The organism is Cupriavidus sp. UYPR2.512, assembly GCF_000379565.1.
Classification (GTDB): domain Bacteria; phylum Pseudomonadota; class Gammaproteobacteria; order Burkholderiales; family Burkholderiaceae; genus Cupriavidus.
This window is the reverse complement of sequence record NZ_KB902876.1, coordinates 25,984-42,404: the sequence shown is the minus strand read 5'-3', so window position 1 is coordinate 42,404 and position 16,421 is coordinate 25,984. Positions and strand designations below refer to the sequence as shown.

The following is a 16,421-nucleotide window of genomic DNA, read 5'->3' as shown; positions in this document are numbered from 1 at the left end:
GACCGTCTGCCATCATGCAGCACATCAGTTCAACGCTCGACGTACCCGATACTTCCTACGTCCCCCGCCACGTTGCCATCATCATGGACGGCAATGGCCGCTGGGCGACCCAGCGGCACCTGCCGCGCGTTGCCGGGCATACCCGGGGGCTGGACGCGGTGCGCGCGGTGGTGGAAGCCAGCGCCGCCCGCGGCGTGCAGTTCCTGACGCTGTTTGCCTTCAGTTCCGAGAACTGGCGGCGCCCGGCGGACGAGGTCTCGTTCCTGATGCGGCTGTTCATGATGGCCCTGCGGCGCGAGGTGGTGAAGATGCACGCCAACAACATCCGGTTGCGGGTGGTGGGCGACCTGGACCGCTTCAGCCCCCGCATCCAGCGGCTGATCAGCGATGCCGAGGCGCGCACGGCCGGCAACACCGGCCTGACCGTGACCATCGCCGCCAACTACGGCGGCCGCTGGGACCTGCTGCAGGCCATGCGCAAGATGCTGGCGCGCTCGCCCATGCTCGACCCGGCCTCGATCGACGAATCGGTGCTGGCGCCGCACCTGGCGATGGCCTATGCGCCGGAGCCGGATCTCTTCATCCGCACTGGCGGCGAACAGCGCATCAGCAACTTCCTGCTGTGGCAGCTGGCATATTCCGAGCTGTATTTCACCGACGTTTTCTGGCCGGATTTCGACGCCGCCGAACTGGACAAGGCCTTCGCCTCGTACCGCCAGCGCGAACGCCGTTTCGGCCGCACCAGCGCACAGCTGGTCGCCCAGGGACTATCGGGTACGGCCTGACCCTGGCAACTCCAACCTCTCACGGGACCGCAGCGCATGCTCCTCACCCGCGTCATCACCGCCCTGTGCCTGTTGCTGCTGATCCTGCCAATCCTGTTCCTGGCGCCGCCCGCGGCTCTGGCCGGGCTGGTGGCCTTGATCGTGCTGCTGGCCGGCTGGGAGTTCGGCCGCCTGATCGGGCTGGGCGGGCCGTGGCCCTACGTCTATGCGCTGGCGTGCCTGATCGTGGTCATTGCCTGGCATGACCTGCCGCTGCGCCACGCCACCACCTGGCTGCTAGAAGCCGCGGTGGTCTGCTGGGGCTTCGCGGTGGTGCTGCTGGCGCGCGGCGTGCGTACCGCGACGCCGTCGTTTACCGCCCTGGGCGCGGTGCTGGGGCTGGTGATGCTGCCCGCATTCGCCCATGCCACCATGATCCTGCGCGGCGCCGGCATCGGCGTGCTGCTGACCGCGGCCGTGCTGGTGTGGGCGGCCGATATCGGCGCATATTTCACCGGCAAGGCCATCGGCCGGCGCAAGCTGGCGCCTGGCATCAGCCCGGGCAAGTCCTGGGAAGGCGCTATCGGCGGCTGGCTGCTGGCGCTGGTGATCGGCCTGGCGCTCGCCGCCACCCATGCGTTTGCACCGACGTGGTTCTCCATGATGGGCGACCGTGGCGGCCTGGCCTACGTGGCCGTGCTGACCACGCTGCTGGTCGCGGCGAGCGTGGTCGGCGACCTGTTCGAATCGCTGCTCAAGCGCCAGGTCGGCAAGAAGGACAGCAGCCGGTTGCTGCCCGGCCATGGCGGCGTGCTGGACCGCATCGACGCCTTGCTGCCAGTGTTCCCGCTGGCGGCCCTGATGCTGATTTTTCTCTGAAGCCGTCTGCTATGCATCGCATTACCATCCTGGGCGCCACCGGCTCCATTGGCGAAAGCACGCTCGACGTCATCAGGCGCCATGCCGACCGCTATGCGGTGCATGCGCTGACCGCCCACCGGCAAGTGCGCAAGCTGGCTGACCAGTGCATCGAATTCCGCCCGGCCCACGCCGTGGTGGGGACCGCTGAGGCAGCGGGCGAACTGGCAACACTGCTGCGCGATGCCGGCGTGAAGACCGAGGTCAGCCACGGCGAAGCCGCGCTCGAATCCGTGGCCGCCGATGCGCAGACCGACGCGGTGATGGCCGCCATCGTCGGCGCCGCAGGCCTGCGCCCGACGCTGGCGGCGGCACGTGCCGGCAAGCGCGTGCTGCTGGCCAACAAGGAAGCGCTGGTGATGTCCGGGCGCATCTTCATGGATGCGGTGCGCGAGCACGGCGCCACGCTGCTGCCGATCGACAGCGAGCACAATGCCATCTTCCAGTGCCTGCCGGCCGACGATCCGCGCTATGGCCGGGGTGTCGCCAAGGTGCTGCTGACCGCGTCGGGCGGGCCGTTCCGCACGCGCGACCCGGCCACGCTGCACGATATTTCCCCCGACCAGGCCTGCGCCCATCCCAACTGGGTCATGGGCCGCAAGATCTCGGTCGACTCCGCCACCATGATGAACAAGGGCCTCGAGGTCATCGAGGCGCACTGGCTGTTCGGCGCCCCCGCCGAGCGCATCGAGGTACTGATCCATCCGCAGAGCATCGTGCATTCGATGGTGGCTTACACCGATGGTTCGGTGCTGGCGCAGCTGGGCAACCCGGACATGCGCACGCCGATTGCCTATGGCCTGGCCTATCCGGAACGGATCGATGCGGGCGTGAAGCCGCTCGATCTGACGGTGGCCGCAGGCCTGCACTTCGAGAAGCCGGACCTGGTGCGCTTCCCGTGCCTGGGCCTGGCCTTCGATGCACTGCGCGCTGGCGGTGTGGCGCCGGCGGCCCTCAATGCGGCCAACGAGGTGGCGGTCGAGGCATTCCTGGGCGGTAAAGTGCGCTTCACGGACATTGCCGGCATCGTGGCACAGGTGCTTGAGGCGGCACCTCAAGGGCCTGCCGACTCGCTCGAAGCGGTGCTGTCAGCCGACGCGCTGGCGCGCGAGGCGGCACGCGCTGGCGTGGCCGCCCTGGCTGCAAAGCGCTGATCCGGCGGGGCGGCTTTCCGCATCTGCGACAATAGCGGCTGCGGCGGCCCCGGGTTTCCTGGGGACCGGCGCGCCAGTCCAGCCATCGTTACCGACGTCCCGACGCCATGCAAACCGTACTCGCTTTCATCGTTGCCCTGTGCGTGCTGATCTATGTGCACGAAATGGGGCACTACCTCGCCGCGCGCGCCTGCGGCGTGAAGGTGCTGCGTTTCTCGATCGGCTTCGGGCGACCCTTGTTGCGCTGGATTTCGAAAAGCCGCGACCGGACTGAATGGACGGTGGCGGCGATCCCGCTGGGCGGCTACGTCAAGATGCTGGACGAGCGCGAGGTCGACCCCGAGCGCGATACGCCGATCGACCCGGCCGATCTGCCGCGGGCTTTCAACCGCCAGCCGGTCGGCAAGCGCTTCGTGATCGTGGCAGCTGGCCCGCTGGCCAATTTTGCGCTGGCAATCGTGCTGTATTTCGCGCTCTTTGCCGGCGGCATGCGCGAGCCCGTGCCGGTGGTGGCCGCGCCCGCGGCCGGCACCACGGCGGCGCAGGCCGGCGTGCGCGAAGGTGACCGGGTGCTGTCGCTGACCGCCAATGGCCATACCGAAGCGGTGCGCTCCTGGAATGACCTGCGCATGGCCGTATTCGCCGAGGGCTTTGGCGATGTGCGCGCCGTGCTGCGCGTGCGTGGCGCCGACGGGGCAGAGCGCGACGTGACGCTGCCGCGCCTGCCCAATACCGGCGGCAATCCCGAGCAGGATCCGCTGGCCACGCTGGGCCTGAACCTGAAAGGCGGGCCGGTGACGATTACCGAGGTGCTGCCGGACTCGGCCGCCGAGCGCGCCGGGCTGAAACGGGACGACCGCATCGTTGCCTGGCAGGGCAGCCCGCTCACGCAGGCCAGCGCACTGATCAAGGCGGTGCGCAGCCAGCCCGGCCAGACCGTGACACTGGGCATCGAGCGCGACGGCAAGCGCCTGGACGTGCCGGTGACGCTCGACACCGCCGTGGCGCGCGATGGCGCCAGGGATGCGAGCGGCGCCACCCCGGCGCCGGCGGGCAAGCTCGGCGCGGCGCTCAGCCAGGCGGTGCAGATGGAAACCGTGCGCTACCGGCCGGACCAGGCGCTGGCGCGCGCGGCCGGCCAGGTCTGGGACACCAGCGCGCTCTCGCTAAAGCTGCTGGGCAAGATGCTGGTGGGGCAGGCTTCGCTGCAGAACCTGAGCGGTCCGCTGACTGTGGCGGATTACGCGGGGCGTGCCGCAAACCTTGGCCTGCAGGCCTTTGTCAGCTTCCTCGCACTGGTCAGCGTAAGCCTTGGTGTACTCAATTTGTTACCCATTCCGGTTCTGGATGGGGGGCATTTGCTGTATTATTGCGTGGAATTTTTGACTGGCCGGCCCGTCCCAGACCACTGGCAGGCAATGCTGCAGAAGGTTGGCATCGCCTGCATCTTGCTCCTGACTTCGCTCGCTTTGTTCAATGACGTCAGCCGAATGTTTCTGGCGAACGGCTAGAAACGTGTGTCGGCAAGGGGGCGGTGGTGTCGTCGGGCACCGTCGCCAGGGACGCCATTTGCCAGGCGCAGTCCAATAAGGCATCGGAGCGCAATCCTGGATGGAATCAAAGAGGGGATCAACATTGATCAGACATAAGCGCATTTCGCTGGGCTTGCTGGCGAGTGCCGTTATTGCAGCCTGGAGCCCGGCGGGCTGGGCTGCCGATCCGTTCGTCGTCAGGGACATCCGCGTTGAGGGCCTGCAACGCGTCGAGCCGGGTACCGTGTTTGGCTACCTGCCGGTGCGCGTCGGTGAAACCTTCACCGATGACAAGGGCGCCGACGCCATCCGTGCCCTCTACAATACCGGCTTCTTCAAGGACGTGCAGATCCGCGCCGAGGAAGGCGTGCTGGTGGTCCAGGTCGAAGAGCGGCCGGCGATCTCGCAGCTCGAATTCGTCGGCATCAAGGAATTCGACAAGGACACGCTGCGCCGTTCGCTGCGTGCCGTTGGCGTGGCCGAAGCCCGTTACTACGACAAGGCACTGATCGACAAGGCCGAGCAGGAGCTCAAGCGCCAGTACGTCGCGCGCGGCTACTATGCGGCCGACGTGCAGACCACGATCACGCCGGTGGACCGCAACCGCGTCTCGGTCGTGTTCAACGTGGAAGAAGGCCCGGTCGCCAAGATCCGCCAGATCAATATCGTCGGCAACAAGGCTTTCAAGGAAGGCACGCTGCGCGACGAGATGCAGCTGTCCACGCCGAACTGGCTGTCCTGGTACACCAAGAACGACCTGTATTCGAAGCAGAAGCTGACCGCCGACCTGGAAGCGCTGCGCTCGTTCTACCTGAACCGCGGCTACCTGGAGTTCGCGATCGAGTCGACCCAGGTGTCGATCACGCCGGACAAGAAGGACATCTTCCTGACGCTGAACATCAAGGAAGGCGACCAGTACAAGGTGTCCGACGTGCGCCTGGCGGGCGAGCTGCTCGGCAAGCAGGAGGAAATGGAAAAACTGCTGCAGCTGAAGAAGGGCGATATTTTCTCGTCCGAGAAGCTGACGCAGAGCACCAAGGCCATCACCGACCTGCTGGGCACCTACGGCTACGCGTTCACCACCATCAACCCGCAACCGCAGATCGACAAGGAAAAGCGTGAAGTCGCGCTGACCCTGATGGTCGACCCCGGCCGCCGCGTCTACGTGCGCCGCGTCAACGTGGTGGGCAACAGCAAGACCCGCGACGAAGTGGTGCGCCGCGAGATGCGCCAGATGGAAAGCTCGTGGTTCGACAGCGAGAAGCTGACGCAGTCGCAAGCCCGTATCAACCGTACCGGCTACTTCACCGACACCAACATCACCACCGAAGACGTGCCGGGCGCGCCTGACCAGGTCGATGTGAACGTCAACGTGACGGAAAAGCCGACCGGCCAGATCAGCCTGGGTGTGGGCTTCTCGTCCACCGACAAGCTGGTGCTGCAGGCCGGCCTGCGCCAGGACAACGTGTTCGGCTCCGGCACCAGCCTGGGCCTGGACGTGAACACGGCCAAGTCGTTCCGTACCATCGCGCTGACGCAGTACGACCCGTATTTCACGGTGGACGGCATCAGCCGCTCGACCGACATTTACTACCGTACGTCGCGTCCGCTGTACTACACCGGCGACCAGGACTACAAGATCGTGTCCGCCGGCGGTGGCTTCAAGTTCGGCGTGCCGTTCTCGGAAGTCGATACGGTGTTCTTCGGCATCGGCTATGAACGGACCCAGGTTTATACCTCGGTCAACACGCCGGCCCAGTACACCGACTGGCTTAACAAGATCGGCAAGCAGAGCGGCGACGGCATCAACAACTTCCCGTTCACCATCGGCTGGGCGCGCGACCGTCGCGACAGCGCGCTGGTGCCGACCAAGGGCCCGTACACCCAGGCCAACCTGGAAGTCGGCCTGCCGGGCGGCGATACGCAGTACTACCGCGCCAGCGTGCAGCAGCAGTACTTCTATCCGATCTCGAAGTCCTTCACGCTGGCACTGAACGGCGAAGTCGCTTACGGCCACGGCTACGGCAACACGCCGTTCCCGGTGTTCAAGTACTTCTACGCCGGCGGTATCGGCTCGGTGCGCGGCTACCAGACCAGCACGCTGGGCCCGAAGGACCAGAACGGCAACCCTGTGGGCGGTGCCTCGAAGATGATCGGCAACGTCGAGTTCATCTTCCCGCTGCCGGGCTCGGGCGTGGACCGCACGCTGCGCCTGTTCACGTTCTTTGACTTCGGTAATGTCTACCAGGAAGGTCAGCCGCTGAGCTTCAGCGAGCTGAAGTACTCGACTGGCTTTGGCATGTCGTGGTTGTCGCCGATTGGTCCGCTGAAGATCAGCATGGGCTTCCCGCTCAATCGCGACACCAATGACAAGGTCCAGCGCTTCCAGTTCCAGATCGGCACGGCATTCTGATTCTGATAAAGGATCTGTTTTATATGACTACAACATCCAAACTGGTCAAATCCCTGGGCGCCGCCGCGCTCGCCACGGCTGCCATCTGCGCCGCGGTGCCGGCCTCGGCCCAGGAGGCGACGCGCATTGCCGCCGTGAACTCCGAACGCATCCTGCGTGACTCGCAGCCGGCCAAGGCTGCCCAGGTCAAGCTGGAGCAGGAATTCTCCAAGCGCGACCGCGAGCTGCAGGACATGGCCCAGAAGATCAAGGGCATGGCCGACAAGCTCGACAAGGACACGGCGGTACTGGCCGACTCCGACCGCCAGCGCCGCCAGCGCGAAGTGGCTGACATGGACCGCGAGTTCCAGCGCAAGCAGCGCGAGTTCCGCGAGGACCTGAACCAGCGCCGCAATGAAGAACTGGCACAGGTGCTGGAGCGCGCCAACCGCGTGATCCGCCAGCTGGCCGAGCAGCGCAAGTACGACCTGATCGTGCAGGAAGCGGTGTACGTGAATCCGCGCATCGACATCACCGACGACGTGATGAAGGCGCTGAACGCCGGCGCCCGCTAAGCCGCACCGGTTCTCACGTTCTTTCGTCTTTCGTTTTTTTAGGAAGTACCGCCATGCAGACACCCACACTGGGTCAGCTCGCCACCGAGAACGGCGCGCAGGTTGTGGGTGACCCCGACCTGGCGATCGTCGGCCTGGCTCCCCTGGACCAGGCCGGACCGGGCGAGCTCTCGTTCCTGTCCAATCCGCTCTACCTGCAGCAGGCGCTGGATTCGCAGGCCGGCGCCGTGATTGTCTCGGCAGCCGACCTCGAGCGCGTTCGCGCCGAGGGCAGGGCGGACGGCCGCAACTGGCTGGTGGCGCGCAATCCCTATGTCTGCTTTGCCCGCGTGGCGCAGCGTTTCGACAGCGCGGCCAATACCGATACCCGCACCGGCATTGATCCGCGCGCGACCGTGGCGCCTGATGCGGTGGTGCCGGCTTCGTGCTACATCGGCCCCAACGTGGTCATCGAGCGCGGCGCGCGCCTGGGCGAGCGCGTGCGCATCCTGGCCAACGGCTATGTCGGCGCGCAGGCAGAGATCCGCGACGATTCGCTGCTCTATGCCAATGTTACGGTCTACCACCATTGCGTGGTCGGCGCCCGCGCCATTCTGCACAGCGGCGTGGTGATCGGCGCGGACGGCTTCGGCTTTGCCCCGGACATCAGCGCAACCGGCGTGGAATACGTAAAGATCCCGCAAACGGGACGCGCGGTGCTGGGCAATGACGTGGAGGTCGGCGCCAATACGGCAATCGACCGCGGCGCCATGGCCGACACCGTGATCGAAGACGGCTGCAAGATCGACAACCAGGTCCAGATCGCGCATAACGTGCGTGTCGGAGCCCATACGGTCATTGCAGGCTGCGCCGCGGTATCGGGCAGCACGCACATCGGGCGCTTCTGCGTGATCGGCGGGGCGGCCAATTTTTCCGGCCACCTGAATATTGCCGACCGCACCACCGTGTCGGGCGGCACCTCGATCACCAAATCCATTACCAAGCCCGGGGGGCATTTCACCAGCGTCTTCCCGTTCCTGCCGCACGGCGAGTGGGAACGCAATGCAGCCATCGTGCGCGGCCTGACCAGGCTGCGCGAACGGGTGGTGGCGCTGGAACGCCGCCTGCGCGGCCAGGCCGCCGGGTCCCAACCCTCACAAGACTAAGAGAAATCATCATGACCGCAGCCGACATCGACATTCGCAAGATCCTCAAGCTGCTGCCGCATCGATATCCGATGCTGCTGGTCGACCGCGTGCTGGAGTTCGATCCGCAGAAGCGCATCAAGACGCTGAAGAACGTCACCATGAACGAGCCGTTCTTCCAGGGCCACTTCCCGGGCCATCCGGTGATGCCTGGCGTGATGATCCTGGAAGCGCTGGCGCAGTCGGCCGGCCTGCTGACCTTCGGCGCCGACATGGAACGCAAGGAAAACGCGCTGTACTACTTTGTCGGCATCGACGGGGCCCGCTTCAAACAGGTGGTGTACCCGGGTGACCAGCTGCACATGAACGTGACGGTCGAACGCTATATCCGCGGCATCTGGAAGTTCAAGGCATTCGCCACGGTGGACGACAAGGTCGCCTGCGAGGCAGAGCTGATGTGCACCGTGAAGCAGGCAGAGTGAGGCCGCCCGCGGCCGGCGGCACCGCCGCCGGCTGACTGCCGTGCCCCCATGCAACGGGGCAAGCGGCCCGGACGGGAACCTTTGCCCCGCGCATTGGCCCATCCTTCACCAGACACACCACAGGACAGGACGTATGACGCAAATCCACCCCACCGCGCTGGTCGACCCGAAAGCAGAGCTGGCATCCGACGTGACCGTCGGCCCATTCTCCATCGTCGGCCCCAACGTGCGGATCGGCAGCGGCACCCGGGTCGGCTCGCATACGACGGTCGAGGGTTACACCACGATCGGCGCGGGCAACACGATCGGCCCTTACGCATCGGTCGGCGGCGTGCCACAGGACATGAAGTACCGCAACGAGCCGACCCGGCTCGAGATCGGCGACCGCAACACCATTCGCGAATTCACCACGATCCACACCGGCACGGTACAGGACCGCGGCCTGACCAGCCTCGGCAACGACAACTGGATCATGGCCTACGTGCATATCGCGCATGACTGCACGGTCGGCAACCACACTGTGTTTTCCAGCAACGCGCAGATTGCCGGCCATGTGGAAGTGGGCGACTGGGCGATCCTGGGCGGCATGAGCGGCGTGCACCAGTACGTGCGCATCGGCGCCCATGCGATGCTGGGCGGCGCCTCGGCGCTGGTGCAGGACGTGCCGCCGTTCGTGATCGCCGCCAGCGACAAGAGTGGCAACAAGGCCACGCCGCACGGCGTCAATGTCGAGGGGCTGCGCCGCCGCGGCTTCGACGCGGGCCAGATCGCCGCGCTGCGCCAGGCCTACAAGCTGCTTTACAAGTCCGACCTCAGCTTCGACGAGGCGCGCAACGAGATCGCGGCCTTGCTGGGCCAGGCTGATGCAGGCACGGCGGCGCCGCTGCAAGCGTTTGTCGACTTCCTTGCCGCCACCCAGCGCGGCATCGTACGCTGAGACCGGGCCGCAATGGTCGACGCCGCAATTCGGGGTGGCTTGCCCACGGGCAACGGTAGCGCCGCGGACAAGCGCGGCACCATCGCCATGGTGGCCGGCGAGGCCTCGGGCGACCTGCTGGCATCGTTGATGATGGGCGGGCTGCAGTCCCGCCTGGGCGATACGGTCGAGTACGCCGGCATCGGCGGCAAGCGCATGATGGCGCAGGGCTTCAACTCGCGCTGGCCGATGGAAACACTGTCGGTCAACGGCTATGTCGAGGTCCTGGGCTCGCTGCGCGAGATCCTGGCCACGCGGCGCGCGGTGCGCGACTGGCTGCTGGCCAATCCGCCGCAGTGCTTTATCGGGGTTGACGCCCCGGACTTCAATTTCGGCCTGGAAGTGCCGCTGCGCCGTGCCGGCATCCCGGTGGTGCATTTTGTCAGCCCGTCGATCTGGGCCTGGCGCGGCGGGCGCATTCGCACCATCGCGCGCGCGGTGGACCACATCCTGTGCCTGTTCCCGTTCGAGCCGGAGATCTACGCCAAGGCCGGCATTCCCGCGACCTACGTGGGCCATCCGCTGGCCGATGTGATTCCGATGGTGCCTGACGTCGCCGGTGCGCGCGCCGAGCTCGGCCTGCCCGCCGGGCACCGGGTGGTGGCGGTGCTGCCGGGCAGCCGCCAGTCCGAGGTGCGCAACCTTGGCGCCACCTTCTTTGCGGCGATGGCGCAAATGCAGCGCATGGACCCGAACCTGGCGTTCGTGCTGCCGACGGCGAGCGCGCCGCTGCGCACCATTATCGAAGCGCTGCATGCGCAGTATCCCGAACTGCGCCTGACCATCGTCGACGGCAAGTCGCACCAGGCGATGGAAGCGGCCGACGTGGTGCTGCTGGCCAGCGGCACCGCTACGCTGGAAGCGGCGCTGTACAAGAAGCCCATGGTGATCTCCTACAAGGTGCCCTGGCTGACCGCGCAGATCATGAAGCGGCAGGGTTACCTGCCGTACGTGGGATTGCCTAATATCCTTTCAGGGCGCTTCGTCGTGCCGGAACTGCTGCAGGACGATGCCACGCCCGAGGCGCTGGCCCGCGAAACGCTGCTGCAGCTCAACGACGAGGGCAACACCGCCTTCCTCTACGAGCATTTCACCCGCATGCACGAGACGCTGAAGTGCAATACCGCGCAACTGGCCGCCGATGTGGTGGTGGACCTGATGCACAGCCGGGGGACCGTCTGATGGCGCGCCGCAATGCCGCTTCTCCCCAGATGGGCCTCGATCTCGCCCCAGCCGCTGCCGCCGTGCAGCGCCTGTGCGGCGTTGACGAAGCGGGCCGCGGCCCGCTGGCCGGCCCGGTCTATGCCGCCGCGGTGATACTGGACCCGAAGCGTCCGATTCGCGGGTTGGCCGATTCCAAGATCCTGACTGCCGCCAAGCGCGAGCAGCTCTACGAAAAGATCTGCGAACGCGCGCTGGGCTGGCATATCGCCTTTGCCACGGTCGAGGAAATCGATACGATCAACATCCTGCACGCCAGCATGCTGGCGATGCAGCGTGCCGTGCAGGGGCTGGCCGCCAGCGGCATCGTGCCGGACCTGGTGCAGGTCGACGGCAACCGCTGCCCGCAGGTGGCATTCCCGGTGGAAGCCATCGTCAAGGGCGATGCGCTGGTCAAGGCGATTTCGGCGGCGTCGATCCTGGCCAAGGTGGCGCGCGACCGCGAGCTGAAGGTGCTGCACGAGCGCTATCCGCAGTACGGCTTCGATTCGCACGTCGGCTATGGCACGCCGCAGCATCTGGCTGCGCTGGCTGAGTTCGGCGCCACGCCGCACCACCGCCGTTCGTTTGCGCCCGTGCGCGAGGCGCTGGAGCAGCGGCCCATGTTTACCGCGGTGGCCGAAGTTACCGAAGTTACCGAAGTCATCGAAGTCACCGGGGCCAGCGCCTCGGTATCGGTCACGGTCGCGCCCTGAAGGGCAACCGGCGTATCCCGACAATTCCCGCATCGTGAAGCACGTCACCTCGCGCGACAACGCGCTCTTCAAGCATCTGAAGGCCCTGGCCACTTCCACGCACCAGCGCCGCAAGGCAGGGCAGTCGCTGCTCGACGGCGTGCACCTGGCGCAGGCCTATGTGGCCGCGCGCGGCCAGCCCGTCACCTGCGTGGTGTCGGAACGGCACTACGACCACGCCGAGGTGGCGCCGGTGCTGGCGCTGATTGAGGCCGAGCGCGTGGTTGTGCTGGCCGATGCACTGTTCACGCAGATCAGCGGCGTGGTCAATGGCATCGACCTGATGCTGGTGATCGAGACGCCGGTCGGGCACCTGCCGGCGCGGATCGAACAAGACTGCATCATCCTGGACGGGGTGCAGGATGCCGGCAATGTCGGGTCAATCCTGCGTAGCGCCGCCGCCGCCGGCATCCAGCATGCCTTCCTTGCCACCGGCTGTGCCTTTGCCTGGTCGGTCAAGACGCTGCGTGCGGGCATGGGCGCCAACTTTCACCTGAATATCGTCGAGCACTGCACGCTTGAGTCGCTGGCGCCGCGCCTCGCGGTGCCGCTGCTGGCGACTTCGTCGCACGCGGATGCCGCGGTATTCGATACCGATCTGCGCGCGCCGGTGGCCTGGGTGGTCGGCAACGAGGGGGCGGGGGTCAGCGACGCCTGGATGGCGCACGTCACGCGCAAGGTGGGCATCCCGCAGCCGGGGGGGCTGGAATCACTGAATGTGGCGGCGGCGACCGCCATCTGCCTGTTCGAGGCAGTGCGCCAGCGGCGCGCCGCCTGAGGATGCGCAGGCAGGAGCAAGAAGAAAGCGGCCTGAGCGGCCGCTTTTCTTGCTTAGTAGTTGTCGCGATCGACCTTGATCTCTTGCAGGATCGTGGTCGCGATTTCCTCAATGGATTTGTGCGTCGATGAGAGCCATTTGATGCCTTCGCGCCGCATCATTGCCTCGGCCTCGTTGACCTCATAACGGCAGTTTTCCAGCGCTGCATACTTGCTGCCGGGGCGGCGCTCGTTGCGGATCTCGGTCAGGCGCTGCGGATCGATCGACAGGCCGAAGATCTTCGGCTTGAACGCATACAACGCCGATGGCAGCCGGCCGCGCTCGAAATCGTCGGGGATCAGCGGGTAATTGGCCGCCTTCAGCCCGTATTGCATGGCCAGGTAGAGGCTGGTAGGGGTCTTGCCGCTGCGCGACACGCCCACCAGGATCACATCGGCTTCTTCCAGGTTCTTGTGTGACTGGCCGTCATCATGCGCCAGCGAGAAGTTGATCGCCTCGATCCGGTTCTTGTAGGCCTCGGTGTCCGCATTCTGGTGGAAGCGGCCGATGGCGTGGGTGGACTTCAGGCCCAGTTCTTTCTCAAGCGGCTCGATGAAGGTCTGGAACATGTCCAGGATCATTGCCTTGGCGCGGCGCAGTGCCTTGTTCGCTTCCTGGTTGACCAGCGTGGTGAAAACAATGGGCGGCACGCCTTCGTTGTGGAATGCCTCATTGATCTTGCCGACGGCGATATGTGCTTTTTCCGGGGTATCGACGAAGGGCATGCGCACCTTGCGGAAACGCATTTCAAACTGGGCCAGGATGGAGTGGCTGAACGTCTCCGCCGTGATGCCGGTGCCATCCGAGACGATAAACACGGTGCGGACCGCAGGGCGCTCGCCGGCCTGGGTCGTGGCGGTGGCGGGGGCTTCAGGCTGCGTTCCAGGCTGGGGTGCGGACATTGCCGCCCCGGGCACTTCTGGCAAGGACATGGGGATTGCGCAATAAATAGATTCAATCTTCCGCAGAAAAGTGCGGCGCAGCACGGTAGAATAGCGGCGATCTTTTCGCTAAGCAATTCCGCAAGGTGCCCACCCGTGCAACAAACCGGGTCCGGAATTGTCGACAATGTGCGCTGCGCGATGAGAGCCGTAGCGCCTAGGTCCGCAGCGCCAGTTCGGGGTTGCTTAGCCAAGCGATCAGTCCGGGAACAGAACACCAAGAACATACCGGGCATGCGCGACAAGTTTCCTACTTTGTTTTGAGGCTCTCATGACTAACCAGGCAGATAACGGCGCCTATGTGCTGCCGTTCGAGCAGTTGCGCATGGCTGACGTGGAAATCGTCGGCGGCAAGAATTCGTCGCTGGGCGAGATGATCTCCCAGCTGGCGGAAGCCGGCGTCCGGGTTCCCGGCGGCTTTGCCACCACCGCGCTCGCCTTCCGCGACTTCCTTGCCCACAACAACCTGACCGAGCGCATTTCCCAGCGCCTGAAGACCCTGAACGTCGACGACGTCAAGGCCCTGGCAGAGGCCGGTGCCGAGATCCGCGGCTGGGTCGCCTCCGCGCCGTTCCAGCCGCGGCTGGAACAGGAAATCCGTGAATCCTACGCCCGCGTGGCCGAGCGCGAAGGCGCCGAGGCCTCGTTCGCGGTGCGCTCGTCGGCCACAGCCGAAGACCTGCCCGACGCCTCGTTCGCCGGCCAGCAAGAGTCCTACCTGAACGTCAGCGGCATCGACGACGTGCTCGACAAGATCAAGCACGTGTTCGCCTCGCTGTACAACGACCGTGCCATTTCCTACCGCGTGCACAAGGGCTTTGCCCATGACGTGGTGGCGCTGTCGGCCGGCATCCAGCGCATGGTGCGTTCGGACCTGGCCTCTTCGGGCGTGATGTTCACCATCGATACCGAATCCGGCTTCCCCGACGTGGTCTTCATCACCTCCAGCTACGGCCTGGGCGAAACGGTGGTGCAGGGCGCGGTCAACCCGGACGAGTTCTACGTCTTCAAGCCGACGCTGCAAGCCGGCCAGTACCCGATCATCCGCCGCTCGATCGGCTCCAAGCTGATCAAGATGGAATTCACCAAGCCGGGCGAAGCCGGCCGCGTGAAGACCGTCGACGTGCCGGGTGAGCTGCGCAACCGCTACTCGATCACCGACGAGGACGTGACCGAGCTGGCCAGGTACGCGATGATCATCGAGAAGCACTATGGCCGCCCGATGGACATCGAGTGGGGCAAGGACGGCAAGGACGGCAAGATCTACATCCTGCAGGCGCGCCCGGAAACGGTGAAGAGCCAGTCGGCCGGCAAGGCCGAGCAGCGCTTCAAGCTCAAGGGTACCGCTCCCGTGCTGACCAGCGGCCGCGCCATTGGCCAGAAGATCGGCACCGGCCCGGTGCGCGTGATCAACGACCCGTCCGAGATGGAACGCGTGCAGCCCGGCGACGTGCTGGTGGCCGATATGACCGACCCGAACTGGGAACCGGTGATGAAGCGCGCCTCGGCCATCGTCACCAACCGTGGCGGCCGTACCTGCCACGCTGCCATCATCGCGCGTGAACTGGGCGTGCCGGCCGTGGTCGGCTGCGGCGACGCCACCGACATGCTCAAGGACGGCACGCTGGTGACCGTGTCGTGCGCGGAAGGCGACGAAGGCCGCATCTACGACGGCCTGCTGGAAACCGAAGTGACCGAAGTCCAGCGCGGCGAGATGCCGGACATCGACGTCAAGGTGATGATGAACGTGGGCAACCCGCAGCTGGCGTTCGACTTCGCGCAGATCCCGAACCACGGCGTCGGCCTGGCCCGCCTGGAATTCATCATCAACAACAACATCGGCGTCCACCCGAAGGCCATCCTGGACTACCCGCAAGTCGATGCCGACCTGAAGAAGGCCGTGGAAAGCGTGGCCCGGGGCCATGCCAGCCCGCGCGCGTTCTATGTCGACAAGCTGGCCGAGGGCATCGCCACCATCGGCGCGGCGTTCTATCCTAAATCCGTGATCGTGCGCCTGTCGGACTTCAAGTCCAACGAGTACAAGAAGCTGATCGGCGGTTCGCGCTACGAGCCGGACGAGGAAAACCCGATGCTGGGCTTCCGCGGCGCGTCGCGCTACATCGCCGAGGACTTCGCCGAAGCGTTCGAGATGGAATGCAAGGCCATGAAGCGCGTGCGCGACGAGATGGGCCTGACCAACGTCGAGATCATGGTGCCGTTCGTGCGCACGCTGGGCCAGGCCGAGAAGGTCATCGAGCTGCTGGCCAAGCACGGCCTGAAGCGCGGTGAGAACGGCCTGCGCATCATCATGATGTGCGAAGTGCCGTCCAACGCGATCCTGGCCGAAGAGTTCCTGCAGTACTTCGACGGCTTCTCGATCGGCTCGAACGACCTGACCCAGCTGACGCTGGGCCTGGACCGCGACTCCGGCATGGAGCTGCTGGCCAAGGACTTCGACGAACGCGATCCGGCAGTGCGGTTCATGCTGTCGCGCGCCATCGAGGCGTGCATCCGCCTGAACAAGTATGTCGGCATCTGCGGTCAGGGTCCTTCGGATCATCCGGACTTTGCCGAGTGGCTGGCCAAGGAAGGCATCAAGTCGATCTCGCTGAATCCGGACTCGGTGGTCGAGACCTGGCAAAAGCTGGCTTCCTGAAGCATTTGACGTCACAATAACGATATTGCCGGCGCCTTCTGGCAGCCGGCAGGCACCGGCCCTGCGTCAGGTGTTGCTACTGCCCCGCAGACGCTGAAAGGCGCTGCGGGGTTTTTACTTTTCGGGATGTATCTG

The 16,421-nt window shown here is 65.6% G+C and carries 14 protein-coding genes; 13 read left to right on the top strand and 1 reads right to left on the bottom strand.

Annotated features, from left to right (window positions below; genetic code table 11):
- Positions 1-14 precede the first annotated feature (14 nt).
- The 12 genes from uppS to A3A5_RS0107105 all read left to right on the top strand — a co-directional run bounded on the left by uppS (position 15) and on the right by A3A5_RS0107105 (position 12,650).
- Positions 15-785, top strand: a complete 771-nt coding sequence (gene uppS, locus A3A5_RS0107160) for a polyprenyl diphosphate synthase (RefSeq protein WP_018309925.1) — start codon at positions 15-17, stop codon at positions 783-785.
- Between the two features lie 36 nt (positions 786-821).
- Positions 822-1,643 (top strand): phosphatidate cytidylyltransferase, encoded by an 822-nt coding sequence (locus A3A5_RS0107155; protein ID WP_018309924.1) that lies wholly within the window; start codon positions 822-824, stop codon positions 1,641-1,643.
- Between the two features lie 11 nt (positions 1,644-1,654).
- Positions 1,655-2,836, top strand: a complete 1,182-nt coding sequence (ispC, locus tag A3A5_RS0107150) for a 1-deoxy-D-xylulose-5-phosphate reductoisomerase (RefSeq protein ID WP_018309923.1) — start codon at positions 1,655-1,657, stop codon at positions 2,834-2,836.
- A 107-nt stretch (positions 2,837-2,943) separates the two neighbouring features.
- Positions 2,944-4,347, top strand: a complete 1,404-nt coding sequence (gene rseP, locus A3A5_RS0107145) for an RIP metalloprotease RseP (RefSeq protein WP_018309922.1) — start codon at positions 2,944-2,946, stop codon at positions 4,345-4,347.
- A gap of 100 nt (positions 4,348-4,447) precedes the next feature.
- On the top strand, positions 4,448-6,781 hold the full coding sequence (gene bamA / locus A3A5_RS0107140; protein ID WP_198293111.1) for an outer membrane protein assembly factor BamA: 2,334 nt from the start codon (positions 4,448-4,450) through the stop codon (positions 6,779-6,781).
- A 23-nt stretch (positions 6,782-6,804) separates the two neighbouring features.
- Positions 6,805-7,335 carry an OmpH family outer membrane protein gene (locus A3A5_RS0107135; protein ID WP_018309920.1) on the top strand — a complete coding sequence of 177 codons (531 nt, stop codon included), beginning with the start codon at positions 6,805-6,807 and terminating at the stop codon, positions 7,333-7,335.
- A 53-nt stretch (positions 7,336-7,388) separates the two neighbouring features.
- Positions 7,389-8,480, top strand: coding sequence for a UDP-3-O-(3-hydroxymyristoyl)glucosamine N-acyltransferase (gene lpxD / locus A3A5_RS0107130; protein WP_018309919.1), 1,092 nt, complete (start codon positions 7,389-7,391; stop codon positions 8,478-8,480).
- An 11-nt stretch (positions 8,481-8,491) separates the two neighbouring features.
- Positions 8,492-8,941 (top strand): 3-hydroxyacyl-ACP dehydratase FabZ, encoded by a 450-nt coding sequence (gene fabZ, locus A3A5_RS0107125; protein WP_018309918.1) that lies wholly within the window; start codon positions 8,492-8,494, stop codon positions 8,939-8,941.
- Between the two features lie 133 nt (positions 8,942-9,074).
- Positions 9,075-9,878, top strand: a complete 804-nt coding sequence (lpxA, locus tag A3A5_RS0107120; protein WP_018309917.1) for an acyl-ACP--UDP-N-acetylglucosamine O-acyltransferase — start codon at positions 9,075-9,077, stop codon at positions 9,876-9,878.
- A gap of 12 nt (positions 9,879-9,890) precedes the next feature.
- Positions 9,891-11,099 carry a lipid-A-disaccharide synthase gene (gene lpxB, locus A3A5_RS0107115; protein WP_018309916.1) on the top strand — a complete coding sequence of 403 codons (1,209 nt, stop codon included), beginning with the start codon at positions 9,891-9,893 and terminating at the stop codon, positions 11,097-11,099.
- Positions 11,099-11,833 (top strand): ribonuclease HII, encoded by a 735-nt coding sequence (rnhB, locus tag A3A5_RS0107110; RefSeq protein WP_018309915.1) that lies wholly within the window; start codon positions 11,099-11,101, stop codon positions 11,831-11,833. Before lpxB ends, rnhB begins: the two co-directional genes overlap by 1 nt.
- 34 nt (positions 11,834-11,867) lie before the next feature.
- Positions 11,868-12,650 (top strand): RNA methyltransferase, encoded by a 783-nt coding sequence (locus A3A5_RS0107105; protein WP_018309914.1) that lies wholly within the window; start codon positions 11,868-11,870, stop codon positions 12,648-12,650.
- Positions 12,651-12,703: 53 nt separating this feature from the next.
- Here A3A5_RS0107105 and A3A5_RS0107100 read toward each other — a convergent pair whose 3' ends face one another.
- Positions 12,704-13,507, bottom strand: coding sequence for a pyruvate, water dikinase regulatory protein (locus A3A5_RS0107100; protein WP_010809585.1), 804 nt, complete (start codon positions 13,505-13,507; stop codon positions 12,704-12,706).
- Positions 13,508-13,901: 394 nt separating this feature from the next.
- On the opposite strand from A3A5_RS0107100, the gene ppsA reads away from it, so the two are divergent.
- Complete coding sequence (ppsA, locus tag A3A5_RS0107095; protein ID WP_018309912.1) at positions 13,902-16,286, top strand: phosphoenolpyruvate synthase; 2,385 nt, start codon at positions 13,902-13,904, stop codon at positions 16,284-16,286.
- Positions 16,287-16,421 lie beyond the last annotated feature (135 nt).

Coding starts and splice junctions, on each gene's coding strand:
- uppS (WP_018309925.1), top strand. CDS start 15: ATGCAGCACATCAGTTCAACGCTCGACGTACCCGATACTTCCTACGTC.
- A3A5_RS0107155 (WP_018309924.1), top strand. CDS start 822: ATGCTCCTCACCCGCGTCATCACCGCCCTGTGCCTGTTGCTGCTGATC.
- ispC (WP_018309923.1), top strand. CDS start 1,655: ATGCATCGCATTACCATCCTGGGCGCCACCGGCTCCATTGGCGAAAGC.
- rseP (WP_018309922.1), top strand. CDS start 2,944: ATGCAAACCGTACTCGCTTTCATCGTTGCCCTGTGCGTGCTGATCTAT.
- bamA (WP_198293111.1), top strand. CDS start 4,448: ATGGAATCAAAGAGGGGATCAACATTGATCAGACATAAGCGCATTTCG.
- A3A5_RS0107135 (WP_018309920.1), top strand. CDS start 6,805: ATGACTACAACATCCAAACTGGTCAAATCCCTGGGCGCCGCCGCGCTC.
- lpxD (WP_018309919.1), top strand. CDS start 7,389: ATGCAGACACCCACACTGGGTCAGCTCGCCACCGAGAACGGCGCGCAG.
- fabZ (WP_018309918.1), top strand. CDS start 8,492: ATGACCGCAGCCGACATCGACATTCGCAAGATCCTCAAGCTGCTGCCG.
- lpxA (WP_018309917.1), top strand. CDS start 9,075: ATGACGCAAATCCACCCCACCGCGCTGGTCGACCCGAAAGCAGAGCTG.
- lpxB (WP_018309916.1), top strand. CDS start 9,891: ATGGTCGACGCCGCAATTCGGGGTGGCTTGCCCACGGGCAACGGTAGC.
- rnhB (WP_018309915.1), top strand. CDS start 11,099: ATGGCGCGCCGCAATGCCGCTTCTCCCCAGATGGGCCTCGATCTCGCC.
- ppsA (WP_018309912.1), top strand. CDS start 13,902: ATGACTAACCAGGCAGATAACGGCGCCTATGTGCTGCCGTTCGAGCAG.